Genomic DNA, 16,801 nt, shown 5'->3' with positions numbered 1-16,801 from the left:
GCCAACTCGGCTACCCGCTCAGCGGCCGCGCAGTCCCCCGTCGCCTGCGCGAAGGCGCCCTGCGCCGGCTGCAGGCCCTGTACCCGGCGCTGGACGACGCCAGGCTCGGCGAGCTGCAGGCACACCTGGCCAGCACCGGCGACCTGGGCCAGGCACTGCTTGCGCTGGAGTACGAGCAGACCACGCTGATCGCTGATCTTCGTGAATGGGCGCAGGCCGGCGCCAATGTCGTTGAACGTGACGAGCGCTTTCGTTGTTCCGAGTTCATCAGAAGCAGCTGGCGCCGATTGGGATCGATCCCGCCCGACACGCTGAGGCTCGAACACCTGCATATCGGCCGCCTGCCCTCGATCACCGCGCGCTTTCCCCACGTGCGCGGGCTGGTGCTGGAAAACCTGGCGCTGCGCGAGATCGACGGCCAGTTCCTGGAACACTTCCCGAACCTGGAACGACTGAGCATCACCCAGAATGTCGAGATCGATGCCGAGGCCCTGTTCCAGGCGCTACGCGCTGTGCCCCGGCTGGTCGAGCTGGACCTGTCGAGCAGTGGCCTGGTGCAACTGGGGGCGTCGGCCGACCTGGCCCTGAGTGCCATGCGCCGGCTGCGCGTACTGGTGCTGCGGCGCAATCGACTGGTCGTGGACGCCTCCACGCTGGGAATGCTGGCCAGGCTGCGCCTGGACACGCTGAACCTGTCCAGCAACGGCATCGTGCTCGACGAAGCCCAGGCCCTGGGCTTTCAGAGCCTGGTCCATCCGCAGGTACTGCGGCTGGACTTCAACCCACTGGGCGTGGCCCCCGACCTGCGCTTCATGGCCCGCCTGCACACGCTGAGCATGACCAATTGCGACCTGCGGGCCTGGCCTGGGGGCCTCACCACCCTGATGAGCCAGCCGCAGTACGCGTTGCGCCTGATCGACCTGTCGAGCAACCGCATCCACACCTTGCCAGACCTCGACGCGCTCCTGGCCAGCCCGTTTGTCCGTGACCTGGCCGCTCGCCTGCCAGGGCGCCGCTGGCGCATGAACTACAACCGCCTTGAAAGCGCTGCGCGGGCTCGACTGATCAGCGTCGGCGCAAACGTCTTCGAAGAGGTCGGCGACATTCCACCCTGGCAGATAGTGTGGCGCGCCCATGCCACGCCAGTGCAGAACGCCCTGTGGGACGCGCTGTTCGAGCAGGGCAACAATCAGGCCCTCGCGGGCGTGCTGGAGCGGCTGGTGATGTCGGCCGAAGCGCAGAACAATGGGCGCGGACTGCGCCACCGCGTCTGGATCATGCTGCAGCGGGCCAGCGAGGACGATGCGTTGCTGCAAGCCCTGAACGACGATGCCCAGGCCTTCCCCCCGACCTGCGGCGACGCTGGGGCGGACGCCTTCAGCGCGCTGGAAATCCGCCTGTTGATCCAGGACGCCAGCCTCGCCGCAGATCCCCTGGGCGAGCAATGGCGCGTCTTCGGCCGGTTGTATCGCCGCGAGCAGGTCAATGTGCTGGCCGAGCGCATCGCCTGGCGCCGCAGCGCGCGCAAGGCGGCCTTGCAGGAGGCGGCGCTGACCGGAGATGAAGCCAGCCTGCCGCTCGATCCGCTGGATGATGTAGCGATCCTGCCCGATGTGGAGCTGATCGACGCGCTGGTCGATGACATCGAGATCCGCCTGGCCTTGCGCCAGGCCCTGGCCGTAGACCTCGACTACCCCGAACCCAGCGTGGGCATGCTTTACGGGCAGATTGCCCACGTCAGCCAGCGGGTGCGCGACAACGTGCTCGCGGCGGTGCGCCAGCTCGATCAGGATGCCCAGGCACGCCGCCAGTGGGTGCTGGAGCAACCGCAGTGGCAGCGTGCGGTGCGCCAGCAGTACCTGAGGCAGTTCGAGGCGCTGACCGACTTTTGGCGCAGTGCCCTGGACTACCTCGATGATTGCCTGGACGAGCAGGCCGGGCCCGTCACCCCGTTGCCCGCCTCGGTACGTACCCTGCTCGAGGCAGCGCTGCAACAGCCACTGCTCGATGAAACTGGCAGGTTACGGCGGGTCGCGGTCAATTCCGGTCAGTATCAGACGGCCAGCGAGCGCATCCTGCAGCAGATCGAGGAGGTGGAACGCGGCCTGCTGGAGAGCCTGACCCGGGCGATCGAGCAACGTACGCCGTCTGCCACCCCGCGCAGGTAGACCCCAGAGCAATCTCGACAGCACGGCAGGCCACAGCGCCTGCCGTGCTGTGCTGCAAACGACCATTGCCGGGGCGCAGGCCTGCGCGGCCTGAGGGCTTCTAGTACACTGGCGCGATTGTTCAGCAGCCCTTCTGCGAACGTGCTGACACAGGCTGTCCGATGCTGTCGCCCACGGCCCTGATGTGCCAGGCGCGGCCCGACAACCGCGCTGGCGTGCCGCACACTCGAGGGCTGCACAGCGACCCTGGCCAGTCCCTGCAGCGCCGTACCTGCTGGTGATCGCCTGCCCCCTTTGTCCTCATTTTCTGGTGAACGCATGATCGAGGTAACCGAGCTGTCCATTGCCGCCCTGCGCGAGGCGCTGGCCGCTGGCCGTATCACGGCAGTCGAGCTGGTCGAAGCGTATCGCGCCCGCATCGCCGCTTACGATGGTCGCGACACGGCCACCGCGCTCAACGCCGTGGTGGTGCACAACCCCGACGCCCTGGCCGAGGCCCAGGCCTCCGACGCCCGCCGCGCACGCGGGGAACTGTGCGGGCCACTGGACGGCATCCCCTACACCGCCAAGGACAGCTACCTGGTCAAGGGCCTGAGCGCAGCGTCCGGGAGCCCGGCATTCAAGAGCCTGGTGGCTCAGCGCGATGCCTTCACGGTCGAGCGTCTGCGCGCCGCTGGCGCCATCTGCCTGGGCAAGACCAACATGCCGCCCATGGCCAACGGCGGCATGCAGCGGGGTGTCTACGGGCGTGCCGAAAGCCCGTACAACGCTGCCTATCTCACTGCCCCGTTTGCCTCCGGCTCGTCCAACGGCGCCGGCACCGCCACGGCGGCGAGCTTCAGCGCCTTCGGCCTGGCCGAGGAGACCTGGTCAAGCGGTCGCGGCCCGGCGTCGAACAACGGGCTGTGCGCCTATACCCCGTCGCGCGGGGTGATTTCGGTGCGCGGCAACTGGCCGTTGACGCCCACCATGGACGTCGTCGTGCCCTTCACCCGGACCATGGCCGACCTGCTGGAAGTGCTCGATGTGGTGGTGGCCGACGACCCCAACCCACGCGGCGACCTGTGGCGCCTGCAACCCTGGGTGCCCATCCCGGCCGCCAGTAGCGTACGGCCGGCGTCCTACCTGGATCTGGCCGCCGAGCCCGGCGCCCTGAATGGCAAACGCTTCGGCGTGCCGCGCATGTACATCAATGCCGATGAGGCCGCTGGCAGCGCAGACAAACCCGGTATCGGCGGCCCGACCGGGCAGCGGATCCACACTCGCGCCAGCGTGATCGCCCTGTGGCAGGCCGCGCGCCAGGCGCTGGAAGCGGCCGGCGCCGAGGTGATCGAGGTGGACTTCCCACTGGTGTCCAACTGCGAGGGCGACCGCCCCGGTGCGCCGACCGTGTACAACCGCGGCATCGTCAGCCGCGAGTTCCTCCACGACGAGCTGTGGACCCTTTCCGGGTGGGCCTTCGACGATTTCCTGCGAGCCAACGACGACCCATCGCTCAACCGTCTGGCCGATGTCGACGGGCCGCAGATCTTCCCCCACGATCCGGGCACCCTGCCCAATCGCGAAGACGACCTGGCCGCGGGCATGGACGAATACGTCAACATGGCCAAGCGTGGCCTGCCGAGCTGGGAGCAGATTGCGACCCTGCCCGACGGCCTGCGCGGCCTGGAACAGACGCGCAAGCAGGACCTGGAAGACTGGATGGCGCAGTTGCAGCTCGACGCCGTGCTGTTTCCCACCGTGGCCGACGTGGGCCCGGCCGATGCCGACGTCAATCCGTCCTCGGCCGACCTCGCCTGGAGCAACGGTGTGTGGGTGGCCAATGGCAACCTGGCGATCCGCCACCTAGGTGTGCCAACCGTGACGGTACCGATGGGCGTGATGGCCGACATCGGCATGCCGGTAGGCCTGACGTTTGCCGGCAAGGCCTACGACGACTCCGCCTTGCTGCGCTATGCCAGCGCCTTTGAAGCCACCGGCCAGCGCCGTGTAGTGCCGCCGCGCACCCCGCCACTGAGCCAGCGCTGAGGCGATGGCCGGGCACTGCAAGGGTGCCCGGCCGACCAGGGTCGTGCCCAGGACTGCACCGGCGTAACGGTCAGTCCGCCAGCGACAAGGTCATGTGCGTGGTCTGCCACACCGGGTCGTCCTCGACCTGTTCCAGGATGAATCCCTGGCGCTCCCAGAACGCGATGGCTCCGCCCAGAAACGGATGCGTGTGCAGGTACAGGCACTCCACGCCGGCCTTCACGGCCTCGTCGCGCAACGCGTTGAACAAGGCCGCTGCCAGGCCTGCACGGCGGTACTCTGGCAGCACGAACAGGCGCACCACTTCCACCACTTTCACTGCCCGGTAGTCGAACTGCGCAAAGCGGTGGTCGTAGGGCACATAGCCGATGACCGCGACCAGCCGGCCGTGGTCGCGGGCGGTCAGGAAGCAGCCTTGGCCCGTCAGGTAGGTCCGCTCGAAATCCCTCAGATCATCGGGTTCAGCGGCGTCAGCGAGCTTGGGAAACAGCTCGGCGCGGGCGCGATTGACGAAGCGGACGATTTCGTCGACCTGCGCCGCGGTGGCGTGTTGCAGGGTCCAGGATGGCATCAGGGCTCCAGGTGCATCGTGCAGGACCCGCCGTTTTACCGAACATGGCGTGATGCGACAAGTCGATCAGCGCAGCGCGCCACGTGTGCAGTACACTGGCACGTCGAGGTTACCCAGGCTGCCGCTCATGTCTCGTTCCGCTTGCTTGATGATTGCGCTGCTGATTGCCGCCCTGACCGGCTGTGATCAATCTGCATCCGAACACCTTAACCCTCGCGAACAGAAGATCGTCGCGCAGCTTCCGATGCAGGACGCCTATGACCACAACATCTCGCGCATGGCCGAGCTCCTGGCGCCGCGTTTTCCAGCGGTGCCCGAAGCGCAGGTCAACCAAGTGCTGCGTGAGCACCTCACCGTCCAGGACCAGCGTCAGGACCTGTTCAAGCTCTACAGCGAAGATCACTTCAACGACGCCGAGTTCGACATGGTCATCGCCGCGACCGCCGATCCCGCCAAGGCCAGGGCGCTGAGCCAGAGCCTGGAGGGCCGGCAACTGGCCGAAAAGCTCAATCGCCTGATGCGCGACAGCGCCAATGATCCCCAGGCCAAGGCGACCGCCGCGCAGCGCATGCAGCAGATCGAGCGGGCCCTCGCGGAGCGCCAGCAGGCCGCAACGGCGCGCTGAGCGGTACGCAGCGGCCTACCGCCAGGCTCAAGCGCGGCACACCGCTCACATCACCTGATCGTGTTCTGGCACCGCGTGGGCCAGGTCTGCGCGGTTGGGCTGGGCGCGCTGCAAGGTAACCGGCACCGACTTCGACGCAGGCACCTTGCTGCGCTCGGCGTGGTGCCACAGCGGCACCAGCGGATTGCATTCGGGGTAGTAGGCCGCCGCGCAGCCCTGCGGAATGTCATAGCCAATGATCTGCAATGGCCCCACCTCACGGCGCACCTCGGGCTCGATGGCCGTGCGCACGGTCACCCAGTCCCCCGGCGCGTAGCCCAGCCGTACCACGTCATCGCGGTTCATGAAGAGCACGCTGCGCGTCCCCTTGACGCCGCGGAAACGGTCGTCATAGCCATACACGGTGGTGTTGAACTGGTCGTTGCTGCGCAGCGTCATCAGTTGCAGCACGTCGCGCCGCGCACCGTCGACGGCCACGTCGGGGTCTTCCTCCAGGCTTGCCGGGGTCATGAAACGGGCGGTGCCGGTCTCGGTGTGCCATTCGCGCTTGCAGGCGCCCAAGGGGCGATGGAAGCCGCCGGGCTGCCACATGCGGGTTTCCATGTCGTGGAAGATCTCCGGGTAGGTCTGGCTGATGGCCTGACGCACCAGGGCGTAGTCCTGGCGCCAGGCATCCCAGGGCACCGTGCAATGACCGTCCAGGGTTTGCTCCGCCAGGCCTGCAAGAATGGCCACCTCCGAGCGCAGCATGTCATGGGCGGGCTCCGTGGTGCCTTGCCAGGCACGCAGGCAGCCGGTGCTGTCTTCGGTGCTGTAGACCTGCTCGCGACCGTCCTGGCGGTCGATTTCGATGTGGCCCAGGCAGGGCAGCAGCCAGGTCTGGCCACCGGGCAGCAGGTGGGTGCGGTTGAGCTTGGTGGCCACCTGCACGTTGAGCTCGAGGTTCGCCCAGGCCGGCTCCATCCGGTCGGTATCGGGAATCGCCCGGAGAAAGTTGCCGCCAAGGCCGATGAAGCCCTTCACCGAACCGTCGAGAATCCCTTCGCAGGTGTCCACCGTGGCCAGGCCCTTTTTCTCCGGCACGCGGATATTGAACAGCGCCTGTAGCTTGTCGACCGGCACTTTCTGCGGGTCCTCGGTGATGCCTACGGTGCGCTGGCCCTGCACGTTGGAGTGGCCGCGCACGGGGCACACGCCAGCGCCGGTCTTGCCGATGTTGCCGCGCAGCAGAAGCAGGTTGACCATCATCTGCACGTTGTCCACACCCTTGCGGTGCTGGGTCATGCCCATGCCCCAGATCACCATCACCCGCGTGCTGCGCGCGTACACCGTGGCGGCCGCTTCCAACGCGCCGCGGCTCAGGCCGCTGTGCTGTTCCAGGCAGGTCCAGTCGTGCTCGTCCACCCACTGGCGCAGGGGCTCGAGGCCGTCGGTGTGTTCAGCGATGAAGGCGTCGTCCAGCACTGCAGGCTGCCCGGCGGCCCGGGCCAGGCGGTCCAGCTCGAGCACCGCCTTGATGATCCCGGTCACGGCAGCCAGGTCGCCGCCGATCTTCACCTGATGGTACTGCGTGCTGATCACCGTCGACTCCGGGCCGAGCATCTCCACCGGCGACTGCGGGTTGACGAAGCGCTCCAGGCCCCGTTCGCGCAACGGGTTGAAGGTGATGATCGGGACCTTGCGTTTGCGCGCCTCCTGCAGTGGGTGGAGCATGCGCGGGCTGTTGCTGCCCACATTCTGGCCGAAGAAGAAGATGCAGTCGGTGTGCTCGAAGTCTTCCAGCGTCACCGTACCGACGGGCACGCCGATGCTTTCCTGCAACCCCACCGAGGTGCTTTCGTGGCACATGTTCGAGCTGTCCGGCAGGTTGTTGCTGCCGTAGGCACGGGCAAACAGCTGGTACATGAACGAGGCTTCCAGCGAAGCGCGGCCTGAGGCATAGAACACCACCTGCTCCGGCGTCAGGCCCTTGAGCTGCTGGCCGATGGCGGCGTAGGCCTCGCTCCAGGTGGTGGTACGGTAACGGTCGCTGGCCGGGTCATAGCGCATTGGATGGGTCAGGCGGCCGTGCTGCTCCAGCGCGTGGTCAGTCCAGGTACGCAGCTCGCTCAAGGTGTGCTCGTCGAAAAAATCAGGCCCGGTGCGCAGGCGCGTCAACTCCCAGGCCGTGGCCTTGGCACCGTTCTCGCAGAACTCCAGCGCATGGGGGTTGCCCGGCTTGCCCCAGGCACAGCTGACGCAGGCAAAGCCCTTAGGCTTGTTCTGCTTGAACAGCGCCAGCGTTCCACTGGCCAGGGCTTGCTCGCGCCACAGCACCTGCATGACCGAACGCGCCGAACCCCAGCCGCCAGCGGCGGACAGGTACGGCTTGAAGTGGGCGGTAGGGTGAATGAGCGACATGGGGCGCCTCGGACGGGAAATCGGGGTTGTGCAAGTTCTGAAGGCGCGGATTCAGCGAAAGTTCAGGCCGCGTGCGCCGGGCCGTCGGTCGGCATGGCCAGCATCCTCGCTGAACCGTCTCGCGGCGGCATCGCTCCTCTGAGAACTCGCACCGAGCAGAAGCGTGCACAACGCCCTCCTTGCGATGCCCTGAGCCAAGAGGAGAACACCATGAGCGACCGCGCCACCCCCACGCCCACCGCCCCCCTGACCTTCCAGCCCGGTTTCGAGCAGATTCCTGATGACGAAGCGCAGACCAGCCAGGAACTGGCCGACACCCTGCGCACGATCATGCAGACCACTTTCGAGCACCGCGGCCACTCCGACCGCAGCGTGCACGCCAAGGGCCACGGCCTGCTGCTGGGCGAGATCACCGTGCTGGACAACCTCTCGCCGCCTCTGGCCCAGGGTGCCTTTGCCCGGCCTGGCACCTACCCCGCCTATCTGCGCTTCTCCACCAACCCAGGCGATATCCTCGACGACAAAGTGTCCACACCACGCGGCCTGGCCGTGAAGATGGTCGGTGTCGAGGGCGAGCGGCTGCCGGGCAGTGAAGGCGATGTGACGCAGGATTTCGTCATGCAGAACGCCAAGGCCTTCACTGCTGCCACGCCCAAGGATTTTCTCAAGACCCTCAAGCTGCTGGCCAAGACCACTGACAAGATGCCGCGCACCAAGCAGGTGATGTCGGCGGTGCTGCGCGGGGTGGAAGCCACCCTTGAGGCGGTGGGCGGGGAAAGCGGCACGCTGAAAAGCCTGGGCGGGCATCCGCAGACGCACATTCTCGGCGAAAGCTTCACCACCGTCGTACCGCTGCTGTATGGCCCCTACTACGCCAAGGTGGCGCTGGTGCCGGTGGCGCCGCAGCTCACCGCGCTGACCGATCAGCACGTGGATTTCGACGGCAACCCCGACGGCCTGCGTGCAGCCGTGAGCGAGTTCTTCGAGCAACAAGGCGGCGTCTGGGAAATCCGCGTGCAGCTGGCCACTGACCTTGAGCACATGCCCATCGAGGATGCCTCCAAGCAATGGCCGGAAGACCTCAGCCCCTACGTCACCGTGGCGCGCCTGCAGGTCGGTGCACAGCCGGCATGGTCGCCCGAGAACGTCCGCGCCATCGACGACGGCATGGCGTTCAGCCCCTGGCACGGGCTGGCGGCGCACCGTCCGCTGGGCGGGGTCATGCGCACACGCAAGCCTGCTTACGAGATGTCGGCGACCTTCCGCGGCCAGCACAATGGCTGCCCGATGCATGAGCCGCGCAAATAAATCAAACCTTCCACCGCCTGTGCGGATCAACCGGGGGCAACGTTTCTTTGCCCCTGGCTCACGCCACGCTGAGCATAGGCGGCTTCATGATCACAGCACTTCTGGAGACACCATGAGCTCACAACTGACCGGCAAACGCGTTCTGATCATCACCTCCGATACCGGCATCGAACGCGACGAATTGCTCAAACCCCTGCAGGCCTTGCAACAGGCAGGTGCCGAGGTCACGCATGCCTCGATCAAGGGCGGCGACACCCAGACGTTCCTGCAGGACACCGAAAAAGACCAGGTGGTCAGCGCCAAGGCCAAGCTGGCCGAGGTCAAGGCTGACGACTACCACGCGCTGGTCATCCCCGGCGGTACGGTCAACGCCGACAACCTGCGCCAGGACAAGGACGCACTGCGTCTGATCAAGGATTTCAGCAGCGCGGGCAAAGTGATCGCGGCCATCTGCCACGGCCCGTGGGCGCTGATCGATGCCGGCGTGATCGAAGGCAAGACCCTGACCTCCTTCCCGAGCGTGCGCACCGACCTGGTCAACGCCAAGGGCATGTGGGTCGATGCAGAGGTCAAGGAATGCAACGCCAATGGCTGGCACCTGATCACCTCGCGCACCCCTGACGATCTGCCCGCGTTCAATGAGGCGATCATCAACGCGGTGAAGTGAAGCAACCTCCCCGCCCGCCACTGATTCATCCTCCGAATCGGCGGGCCGGGATTTTCGTGGAATTCCTGCGACACGGTGATGTCACAGGGATATCAGCGGGTTTGCGCCTGGCCCCGTGCCAGGCGCTGACACATTCGCATCCGCACACTGAGCATCCGCAATGATCGAACCCTTACCGTCGGCCCCTGCCCCCAGCATTCTTCTGGTAGAAGACGAACGCATGATTCGCGAGCTGATCGTGTTTGCCCTGGAAGACCTGGGGGCGACGGTCAAGGCCGTGGAAACCGCCGACGAGGGCCTGGCTGCGCTTGAACAGGCGCCTTGGTCGTTGCTTCTGACTGACGTGCAGACGCCTGGCACGCTGGACGGTATGCAGTTGGCCTGGCGCGCCCAGAGCCAGTCGCCGGAGCTGGCGGTGGTGGTCATGAGCGGCTATCACGACGGGTTCGCCCTGCCCTTGCCCGAGGGTGCGGTGTTTCTACCCAAGCCTTGGTCAATCGACCAGTTCTACCAGGTGATCGAGGGCCAGTTGGCCCGTCGCCCCGCTCTGCGCCCGGCCGCCTGACCCTGTTGCGCCGGGCGTCCTGCCCGGTGATCATCCTTCGGTATCGCCTGCGCGGGCACCTCCGCGCCCTCTTTCATGGTTCAGCGTTCTGGAATCCACATGGATCTTCGACGGCGTAACAATGTGCAAGTCTGTGGCAGTGGCAACGCCACACTGATCTTTTCCCATGGCTTTGGCTGCGACCAGGCGATGTGGCGCTTTCTCCTCCCGCATTTTGCCGAGCGTTTTCGCACCGTCAGCTATGACCTGGTGGGCGCTGGCGGCTCTGACCTGAGCGCCTACGATCCGGTCAAGTACGCCGAGCTGTGGGGCTATGCCGCCGACCTCAACGACCTCATCGAGCGGTTTGCCGAAGGCCCGGTGGTGGTGGTCGGCCACTCGGTCAGCGCGATGATCGGTGCCCTCGCCGACCGCCTGCATCCCGGGCGCATCGCCGCGCACGTGATGATCGGCCCATCGCCCTGCTACATCGACGTCGATGACTACGTCGGCGGGTTCAGCCGCGCCGACATCGATTCCTTGCTCGATACCCTCGACAGCAATTACCTGGGCTGGTCGAGCACCATGGCCCCGGTGATCATGGGTGCACCGGGTGAGCCGGCGCTGGGCGAGGAGCTCACCAACAGCTTCTGCCGTACCGATCCAGACATCGCCCGCCAGTTCGCCCGGGTCACCTTCCTTTCGGACAACCGCGACGACATCGCCGGGTTACCCACACCCACCCTGATCCTGCAGTCGAGCGACGACCTGATCGCGCCGCAGGCCGTTGGCAGCTACCTGCATCAGGTCCTGCCCAACAGCCAGCTGACCCTGGTGCCGAACATCGGCCACTGTCCGCACATGAGCGCGCCCAGCGCCTGCGGTGAAGCGATCGATGCTTTCTTGGCTCAGCGGTTCGGTGCCCATGCTGGTCGGTGAGTGTCTGTTGCCGGAGGCTGATGCGCTGCTCGAGCGCGCGCCCTGCGGGTTGGTGGTGACCACCGAGGACGGCACCATCCTGCGCAGCAACCAGACCTTCTCGCGCTGGCTTGGCAGCGACCCGACCGCCTTGCTCGGCAGGCGCTTCCAGAGCCTGCTGACCATGGGTGGGCGCATTTTTCACCAGACCCACTGGGCGCCGCTGATGAAGATCCAGGGCTCGGTGGCCGAGGTGAAGCTCGACCTGCAGCATGCCGACGGTCGCGTCATCACCATGCTGCTCAATGGGGTGCGTCATGAGCACGCCGGGGGCGTGTTCTATGAGCTGGCCATGTTCGGCACCGTCGAACGTGATCGCTATGAGCGCGAGCTGCTCAGCGCACGCAAGCGTGCCGAGCAACTGCTCGCCGAGCGCAGCACTGCCGAGCGGGCGTTGCAGGAGGCCAAGGCCGAGCTGGCCCTGGCCTACCGCGATGCCCAGCGCCGCGCGACCCTTGCCGAACAGATGGTGGCGGTCGCCAGCCACGACCTGAAGAATCCGCTCACGGCCATCAAGATGGCCACCGGGCTGCTCGCACGCGGCGACTGGGCACCGCGCCAGCAGCAGCTGATCGGCACCATCGGGCTGTCATGTGATCGGGCCCAGCGGATGATCGCCGACCTGCTCGACCTCGCCTCCGCGCGCATGGGTGAGGGCATCAGCATTCAGCGTCAGGTGGTGGACCTGCCCGGGCTGGTCGATGAAAGTGTCAACGAACTGCGCGTTGCGTTCCCCCACGCCTGTATTCGCCACTTGAGCAAGGGGCATGGCCAGGTGCATGTCGATCCCGATCGGCTGCACCAGACCCTCGGCAACCTGGTCGCCAACGCAGCGGCCTACGGCGACCTGCAGCACGGCATCACCCTGACCAGCGACGTGTGCCAGGGCACTGTCAGCCTGTGCGTGCACAATCACGGCCCGACCATCGAGCCGGCACTGATCGAGCGGCTGTTCGAACCGATGACGCGCGCCAGCGAGCGCTGCGCCGGTGGGCGCTCGGTGGGCCTGGGGCTGTTTATCGTCAGAGAGATCGTCACCGCCCATGGCGGTGAGATTCGCGTTCATTCCAGCCAGGCGCAGGGCACCACCTTCATGGTGCGCTTGCCCGCGGTGCCACCGACCTTGCACGAGCAGAGAGCCGTACCATGAACCCCATTACCCAGCTGGAACACAGTATCGAACGTCTTGGTCGCCTGGCCGACGCTCTGGAAACCGTTGCACCCTGCCCCACCTCACGCCTGCTGCTGGTGACCTGGCTGGCCGATCATCTCAACAGTGAGGCCGAAGCCGACGCCATCGACCGACAATTGCCAGCGCTGCCCGCCGCGCTGGTCGCCGATTATCGTGTCTGGATCAGCAAGGGCGGCGCTTGAACGGCGGCGCGTGCGGGCTGATTCTGCCAGGCAATCTGCAGGCCTTGACGACCGCTGGCCCATCCGCCTGAACTTTGCCCACCGTGGCGGCTTCCTCTGCATAGACATACCGTCTCAGTGAATCAGCAGGAGCTAAGCGCGATGCGAGCATTGACGTACCACGGTGCCAACGACGTCCGGGTCGACAACGTCCCCGACCCGACTATCGAACAGCCCGACGACATCATTCTGAAGGTGACTGCCACTGCCATCTGCGGGTCGGACCTGCACCTGTACCGCGGCAAGATCCCGCAGACCGAGCATGGCGACATCTTTGGCCACGAGTTCATGGGCGTGGTCGAAGAAGTGGGCCCCGGGGTCACGGCCGTCAGCGCTGGCGACCGCGTTGTGATTCCGTTCGTGATCGCGTGCGGCAGCTGTTTCTTCTGCCAGCTGGACCAGTTCGCGGCCTGCGAGACCTCCAATACCGGGCGCGGAGCGATCCTCAACAAGAAAGCCATTCCACCAGGCGCGGCATTGTTCGGCTTCAGCCACCTGTACGGCGGCATTCCAGGCGGCCAGGCCGATTACGTACGCGTGCCGCACGGCAACGTCGGGCCCTTCAAGGTGCCTGCCGCGCTCACCGATGACAAAGTCCTGTTCCTGTCCGACATCCTGCCGACTGCCTGGCAGGCCGTGCTCAACGCCGGTGTCGAGCAAGGCTCCAGCCTGGCCATCTACGGTGCTGGCCCGGTCGGTTTGCTGGCCGCCGCCTGTGCCCGCATGCTCGGTGCCGAGCAGATCTTCATGGTCGACCACAATCAATACCGGCTGGATTATGCCCAGCAAGCCTACGGCGTGATTCCGATCAATTTCGACCAGGACGACGACCCGGCCGACACCATCATCCGCCAGACCGCGGGCATGCGTGGTGTGGCGGCGGTAATCGATGCGGTAGGCTTCGAAGCCAAGGGCAGCACCACGGAGACCGTGCTCACTGCCCTCAAGCTCGAAGGCAGCAGCGGCAAGGCGCTGCGCCAGTGCATCGCCGCCGTGCGCCGGGGCGGTGTGGTCAGCGTGCCTGGGGTGTATGCCGGCTTCATTCATGGCTTCCTGTTCGGCGATGCGTTCGACAAGGGCCTGACCTTCAAGATGGGCCAGACCCACGTGCAGCGTTACTTGCCAGAGCTGCTGGAGCACATTCAGGCCGGCCGCCTGCAACCGGAACAGATCGTCACCCACACCCTGGCGCTCGAAGAGGCCGCACTGGGTTATCAGCTGTTCGACAAGAAACAGGACGACTGCCGCAAGGTAATTCTGGTACCCGGCGCCGCTGCCGGCACCTTGGGAGATGACCATGTCAATGCCTGAAAACACCACGCCTGCCACCCCGCTGCTCGACGCCGCCACCGGCATGAAGCCGGGCGAGCGCTACCGCGTGGAGCCCGCTGAAGGTGGTCACCCGTTCGAGGGCTTCTTCCTCGACGGCAAATACTTCCTGGATGCTGACCTGCTGACCGCCGTCGGCTGGCTCGAAGGGCAGCGGTTCATCTATGACCAGCTCGACGGCACGGGCAACCCTGTGTTCCCGGAGCGGCATGCCGGGGACATCCGTGAGCTGAACCTTACCGTGACCGACGGGCCGGTACTGGCGCTGACGCTGATCGAGGTAGGGGCTGAGGTGAACGGGGCCATCGAGGAGGTCGCGGACGACGCCGAGCGTGATCGTGCCGGCGAAGCCGGGGCTGATCGTGACACGCGGCCAGGAGGCGCGGATGATTCGGACGTCGATGGGGATGCGGATCAGGATGCAGAGGCAGATAAGGGTGCTGATGCTGATGCTGATGCTGATGCTGATGCTGATGCTGATAAGGATGCTGATGCAGCTGCGAATGCCAATACCGACGCCGATGCCGATGCCGACGCTGACGCCCAGTCCACTTCTGGCACGGAAACGGATGCGGTCGACAGCGAATGTCCGATGGTTCGGTCACCCAGTAACTTGATGGCCACGGCCGCTGCCTCATTTGCGGCTGCTTTGGTTGTCGGCTTCGCAATCAGCCGCAAGCGACGCTGAGGCAAGTTGATCGGGGCGGCCGGTAAGCCGCCCCACATAGTCGCGCAGCGCGATGCAGCCGCGCTGCTTCGAGCGCTGCATCTTCCGCTGGTCAACCTGCGCGGCCTTCTTCAAGCCTGCCAATCGTGAACTACGTGACAAAACAATCGGCGCCTGTGAATTTGGCGCGAGTCAATCAATCTGTATGGCAGGTATTGGGGCCGCTCCGCTGCCCATCGCGGCTAAAGCCGCTCCAACAGGAAATAGCAAGCCTGTGGGAGCGGCCGGTCCGGCGCTCCGGTTAGCCGCGATGGGCAGCGGAGCGGCCCCGGTCGGTCAAGTGGTTGGCACCCGACTATGAGCGCCGATTTCCTCCAGCCTCAACCCATCACTGCTTGGCAGCATCACCACCGTGGGCAGCGGCCAGCTTGCGGGCTTCTTCCAGGTGCTTCTGAAGTGCGGGCAGGGTCTCGCCGGCAAAGGCCTTGAGCTCTGCATCCTTGCCTTCGTTGATCTCTTCCTGGAACAGCTTGACGGTCTCTTCGTGCGCTTTCACCTGGTTGTTGGCGTAAGAGCGGTCAAAGGAGTCTTCGCGAATGTCCAGGATCAGCTTCTTGGCCTGGTCCAGCAGCTCGGCGTCGGTCGCAACCTTGAGGTTTTTCCCCTGAGCAATCTCTTTGAGCTTCTGATTGGCCTTGGTGTGATCGTCGATCATCATCTGGGCAAACGTCTTGATGTCGGCCGACTGGCTTTTCTCGAGCGCCAGTTTGCCCGCTTCAACCTCTGCAATGCCCTTGGCAGAGGCTTCATCGACAAAATTGGCCGGGCTGGTAGCTGCCAGGGCTGCATGGCTGGCAAAGGCAAACAGCACACCGCAGATACCGGCTTTGAGTTTGAGGTTCATGTGTAACTCCTTGGGCGGATGTTGTCAGAATAACGTGACATCAGATCTGACCCGGCGCGATGACGCCGGGTTCAGGATTTATTGCTTGTCCAAATCCGCTTTAAGGCGCTGGCCAGCATAGGCCTGGGCCTGTTCAGCTTTTTTCACTACTGCGGCGGTGCCGAAAAACTCATGGGTAACGCCGTCATACACTCTGCGCTCGACACTGACGCCCGCCTGACGCAAAGCCTGCTCGAGCTGAGCCCCATCGTCACGCAGCGGGTCGATTTCGGCGTTGACCAGCGTGACTGGAGCCAGGCCACGCAGGTTGGCCTTGACCAGGTTGATGCGCGGGTCCTGTACGTCGCTCGGGGTGCGGCTGATCTGCTGCACGAACCAGAGCATCATGGGCCGGTTCAGTGGCAAGGCATCGGCGTACGTGTCGTAAGACGCGGTGTGGGTATCGGGCTGAGCCACTGGGTATACAGCGAGGATGTGCCGCGGTGCAGCCAATCCGGCATCGCGGGCCGCGATGGCCGTGGCCACGGCCAGGTTGCCGCCGGCGCTCTCACCTGCCAGGGCCAGACGTTTGGGATCACCCTGCAGCGACTGGGCGTGGGTCGTCAGCCATTTATAGGCGGCCAGGGCATCGTCGTGGGCAGCGGGAAACTTGTGTTCCGGGGCGCGGCGGTAGTCCACCGAAACCACCACTGCATCGGCCTGCTTGGCCAGGCCCCGGGCACCGGCGTCATACACCGTGCGGTCGGCAATCACCCAGCCGCCACCATGAAAGTACAGCACCACCGGATGCGGTCCCGGACCTGCCGGGGTATAGACCGTGGCCGGCAGATTGCCGTTGGCGCCGGGAATGGTCACATCGCGGCTGCTCACACCCGGTACCAGCGCCTGCGGGTCGGTGCTGCGTTTTTCATCCGTGAGCACCGCCTTGACCGCATCGGTCACGGTGGGCTGCTGGCGGGCTTCAGCGGCGGTGGTTTTTTCAATGGCCTTGCCATCGAGGCTGGCCAGCTTGTTGAGCACCGTCTGCATGTCAGCATCGGTGCGCAGCATGCTCTTGGTGCCACTCACCGCAAGCTCGGGAACCGAACGTTTCTGCGGGTCGCGCGCGCAACCGCCGATGGCCACGGCCAGGCCGACCAATGTTGCGGCCGCCAGATAACAGTGTCGTTGCATGGTGCTCTCCTGAACCTGGGCGGCGA

General features: G+C 65.5%; 15 protein-coding genes. 11 read left to right on the top strand and 4 right to left on the bottom strand.

Annotation, left to right across the window (positions count from 1 at the left end):
* Both RT028_RS11805 and RT028_RS11800 read left to right on the top strand, forming a co-directional pair.
* A partial coding sequence (locus RT028_RS11805; RefSeq protein ID WP_312935055.1) for an NEL-type E3 ubiquitin ligase domain-containing protein occupies positions 1-2,168 on the top strand: 2,168 nt, incomplete at its 5' end.
* Between the two features lie 318 nt (positions 2,169-2,486).
* Positions 2,487-4,196, top strand: a complete 1,710-nt coding sequence (locus RT028_RS11800) for an amidase (RefSeq protein WP_312935054.1) — start codon at positions 2,487-2,489, stop codon at positions 4,194-4,196.
* Positions 4,197-4,266: 70 nt separating this feature from the next.
* On the opposite strand, the gene RT028_RS11795 is transcribed toward RT028_RS11800, so the two are convergent.
* Complete coding sequence (locus RT028_RS11795) at positions 4,267-4,767, bottom strand: GNAT family N-acetyltransferase (RefSeq protein WP_312935053.1); 501 nt, start codon at positions 4,765-4,767, stop codon at positions 4,267-4,269.
* Positions 4,768-4,894: 127 nt separating this feature from the next.
* Here RT028_RS11795 and RT028_RS11790 point away from each other — a divergent pair, with 127 nt between their 5' ends.
* A complete protein-coding gene (locus tag RT028_RS11790; protein ID WP_312935052.1) occupies positions 4,895-5,392 on the top strand; it encodes a hypothetical protein in 498 nt (165 codons plus the stop codon).
* A 45-nt stretch (positions 5,393-5,437) separates the two neighbouring features.
* Here RT028_RS11790 and RT028_RS11785 read toward each other — a convergent pair whose 3' ends face one another.
* A complete protein-coding gene (locus RT028_RS11785; RefSeq protein ID WP_312935051.1) occupies positions 5,438-7,792 on the bottom strand; it encodes an FdhF/YdeP family oxidoreductase in 2,355 nt (784 codons plus the stop codon).
* 210 nt (positions 7,793-8,002) lie between these two features.
* Between RT028_RS11785 and RT028_RS11780 the strand changes: the two genes are divergently transcribed.
* The 8 genes from RT028_RS11780 to RT028_RS20345 all read left to right on the top strand — a co-directional run bounded on the left by RT028_RS11780 (position 8,003) and on the right by RT028_RS20345 (position 14,719).
* Positions 8,003-9,100 carry a catalase family protein gene (locus RT028_RS11780; RefSeq protein WP_312935050.1) on the top strand — a complete coding sequence of 366 codons (1,098 nt, stop codon included), beginning with the start codon at positions 8,003-8,005 and terminating at the stop codon, positions 9,098-9,100.
* Positions 9,101-9,212: 112 nt separating this feature from the next.
* Positions 9,213-9,767, top strand: coding sequence for a type 1 glutamine amidotransferase domain-containing protein (locus tag RT028_RS11775; protein ID WP_312935048.1), 555 nt, complete (start codon positions 9,213-9,215; stop codon positions 9,765-9,767).
* Between the two features lie 160 nt (positions 9,768-9,927).
* Positions 9,928-10,332 carry a response regulator gene (locus RT028_RS11770; protein ID WP_312935047.1) on the top strand — a complete coding sequence of 135 codons (405 nt, stop codon included), beginning with the start codon at positions 9,928-9,930 and terminating at the stop codon, positions 10,330-10,332.
* A gap of 99 nt (positions 10,333-10,431) precedes the next feature.
* Positions 10,432-11,250, top strand: coding sequence for an alpha/beta hydrolase (locus RT028_RS11765; protein ID WP_312935046.1), 819 nt, complete (start codon positions 10,432-10,434; stop codon positions 11,248-11,250).
* The gene (locus RT028_RS11760) at positions 11,207-12,439 is read left to right on the top strand and encodes a PAS domain-containing sensor histidine kinase (RefSeq protein WP_312935045.1); all 1,233 of its coding nucleotides are present in this window, start codon (positions 11,207-11,209) and stop codon (positions 12,437-12,439) included. Before RT028_RS11765 ends, RT028_RS11760 begins: the two co-directional genes overlap by 44 nt.
* Positions 12,436-12,663, top strand: a complete 228-nt coding sequence (locus RT028_RS11755) for a hypothetical protein (protein WP_312935044.1) — start codon at positions 12,436-12,438, stop codon at positions 12,661-12,663. Before RT028_RS11760 ends, RT028_RS11755 begins: the two co-directional genes overlap by 4 nt.
* 141 nt (positions 12,664-12,804) lie before the next feature.
* Positions 12,805-14,013, top strand: coding sequence for a zinc-dependent alcohol dehydrogenase (locus RT028_RS11750; protein WP_312935043.1), 1,209 nt, complete (start codon positions 12,805-12,807; stop codon positions 14,011-14,013).
* Positions 14,000-14,719, top strand: coding sequence for a hypothetical protein (locus tag RT028_RS20345; protein ID WP_409567242.1), 720 nt, complete (start codon positions 14,000-14,002; stop codon positions 14,717-14,719). The genes RT028_RS11750 and RT028_RS20345 overlap by 14 nt, the downstream gene beginning before the upstream one ends.
* Before the next feature lie 367 nt (positions 14,720-15,086).
* On the opposite strand, the gene RT028_RS11740 is transcribed toward RT028_RS20345, so the two are convergent.
* Both RT028_RS11740 and RT028_RS11735 read right to left on the bottom strand, forming a co-directional pair.
* On the bottom strand, positions 15,087-15,602 hold the full coding sequence (locus tag RT028_RS11740; RefSeq protein WP_312935041.1) for a DUF4142 domain-containing protein: 516 nt from the start codon (positions 15,600-15,602) through the stop codon (positions 15,087-15,089).
* Positions 15,603-15,680: 78 nt separating this feature from the next.
* On the bottom strand, positions 15,681-16,775 hold the full coding sequence (locus tag RT028_RS11735) for an alpha/beta hydrolase (RefSeq protein ID WP_312935039.1): 1,095 nt from the start codon (positions 16,773-16,775) through the stop codon (positions 15,681-15,683).
* Positions 16,776-16,801 lie beyond the last annotated feature (26 nt).

The organism is Pseudomonas sp. (assembly GCF_032058845.1).
Taxonomy (GTDB): Bacteria; Pseudomonadota; Gammaproteobacteria; order Pseudomonadales; family Pseudomonadaceae; genus Aquipseudomonas.
This window is presented reverse-complemented; position numbering and strand designations above follow the sequence as displayed.

Excerpts from the sequence above, each read along its gene's own strand:
- RT028_RS11735 (WP_312935039.1), bottom strand. The coding sequence starts at position 16,775 with ATGCAACGACACTGTTATCTGGCGGCCGCAACATTGGTCGGCCTGGCC.
- RT028_RS11785 (WP_312935051.1), bottom strand. The coding sequence starts at position 7,792 with ATGTCGCTCATTCACCCTACCGCCCACTTCAAGCCGTACCTGTCCGCC.
- RT028_RS11760 (WP_312935045.1), top strand. The coding sequence starts at position 11,207 with ATGCTTTCTTGGCTCAGCGGTTCGGTGCCCATGCTGGTCGGTGAGTGT.
- RT028_RS20345 (WP_409567242.1), top strand. The coding sequence starts at position 14,000 with ATGTCAATGCCTGAAAACACCACGCCTGCCACCCCGCTGCTCGACGCC.
- RT028_RS11800 (WP_312935054.1), top strand. The coding sequence starts at position 2,487 with ATGATCGAGGTAACCGAGCTGTCCATTGCCGCCCTGCGCGAGGCGCTG.
- RT028_RS11775 (WP_312935048.1), top strand. The coding sequence starts at position 9,213 with ATGAGCTCACAACTGACCGGCAAACGCGTTCTGATCATCACCTCCGAT.
- RT028_RS11750 (WP_312935043.1), top strand. The coding sequence starts at position 12,805 with ATGCGAGCATTGACGTACCACGGTGCCAACGACGTCCGGGTCGACAAC.
- RT028_RS11790 (WP_312935052.1), top strand. The coding sequence starts at position 4,895 with ATGTCTCGTTCCGCTTGCTTGATGATTGCGCTGCTGATTGCCGCCCTG.
- RT028_RS11765 (WP_312935046.1), top strand. The coding sequence starts at position 10,432 with ATGGATCTTCGACGGCGTAACAATGTGCAAGTCTGTGGCAGTGGCAAC.
- RT028_RS11795 (WP_312935053.1), bottom strand. The coding sequence starts at position 4,767 with ATGCCATCCTGGACCCTGCAACACGCCACCGCGGCGCAGGTCGACGAA.
- RT028_RS11770 (WP_312935047.1), top strand. The coding sequence starts at position 9,928 with ATGATCGAACCCTTACCGTCGGCCCCTGCCCCCAGCATTCTTCTGGTA.
- RT028_RS11755 (WP_312935044.1), top strand. The coding sequence starts at position 12,436 with ATGAACCCCATTACCCAGCTGGAACACAGTATCGAACGTCTTGGTCGC.
- RT028_RS11780 (WP_312935050.1), top strand. The coding sequence starts at position 8,003 with ATGAGCGACCGCGCCACCCCCACGCCCACCGCCCCCCTGACCTTCCAG.
- RT028_RS11740 (WP_312935041.1), bottom strand. The coding sequence starts at position 15,602 with ATGAACCTCAAACTCAAAGCCGGTATCTGCGGTGTGCTGTTTGCCTTT.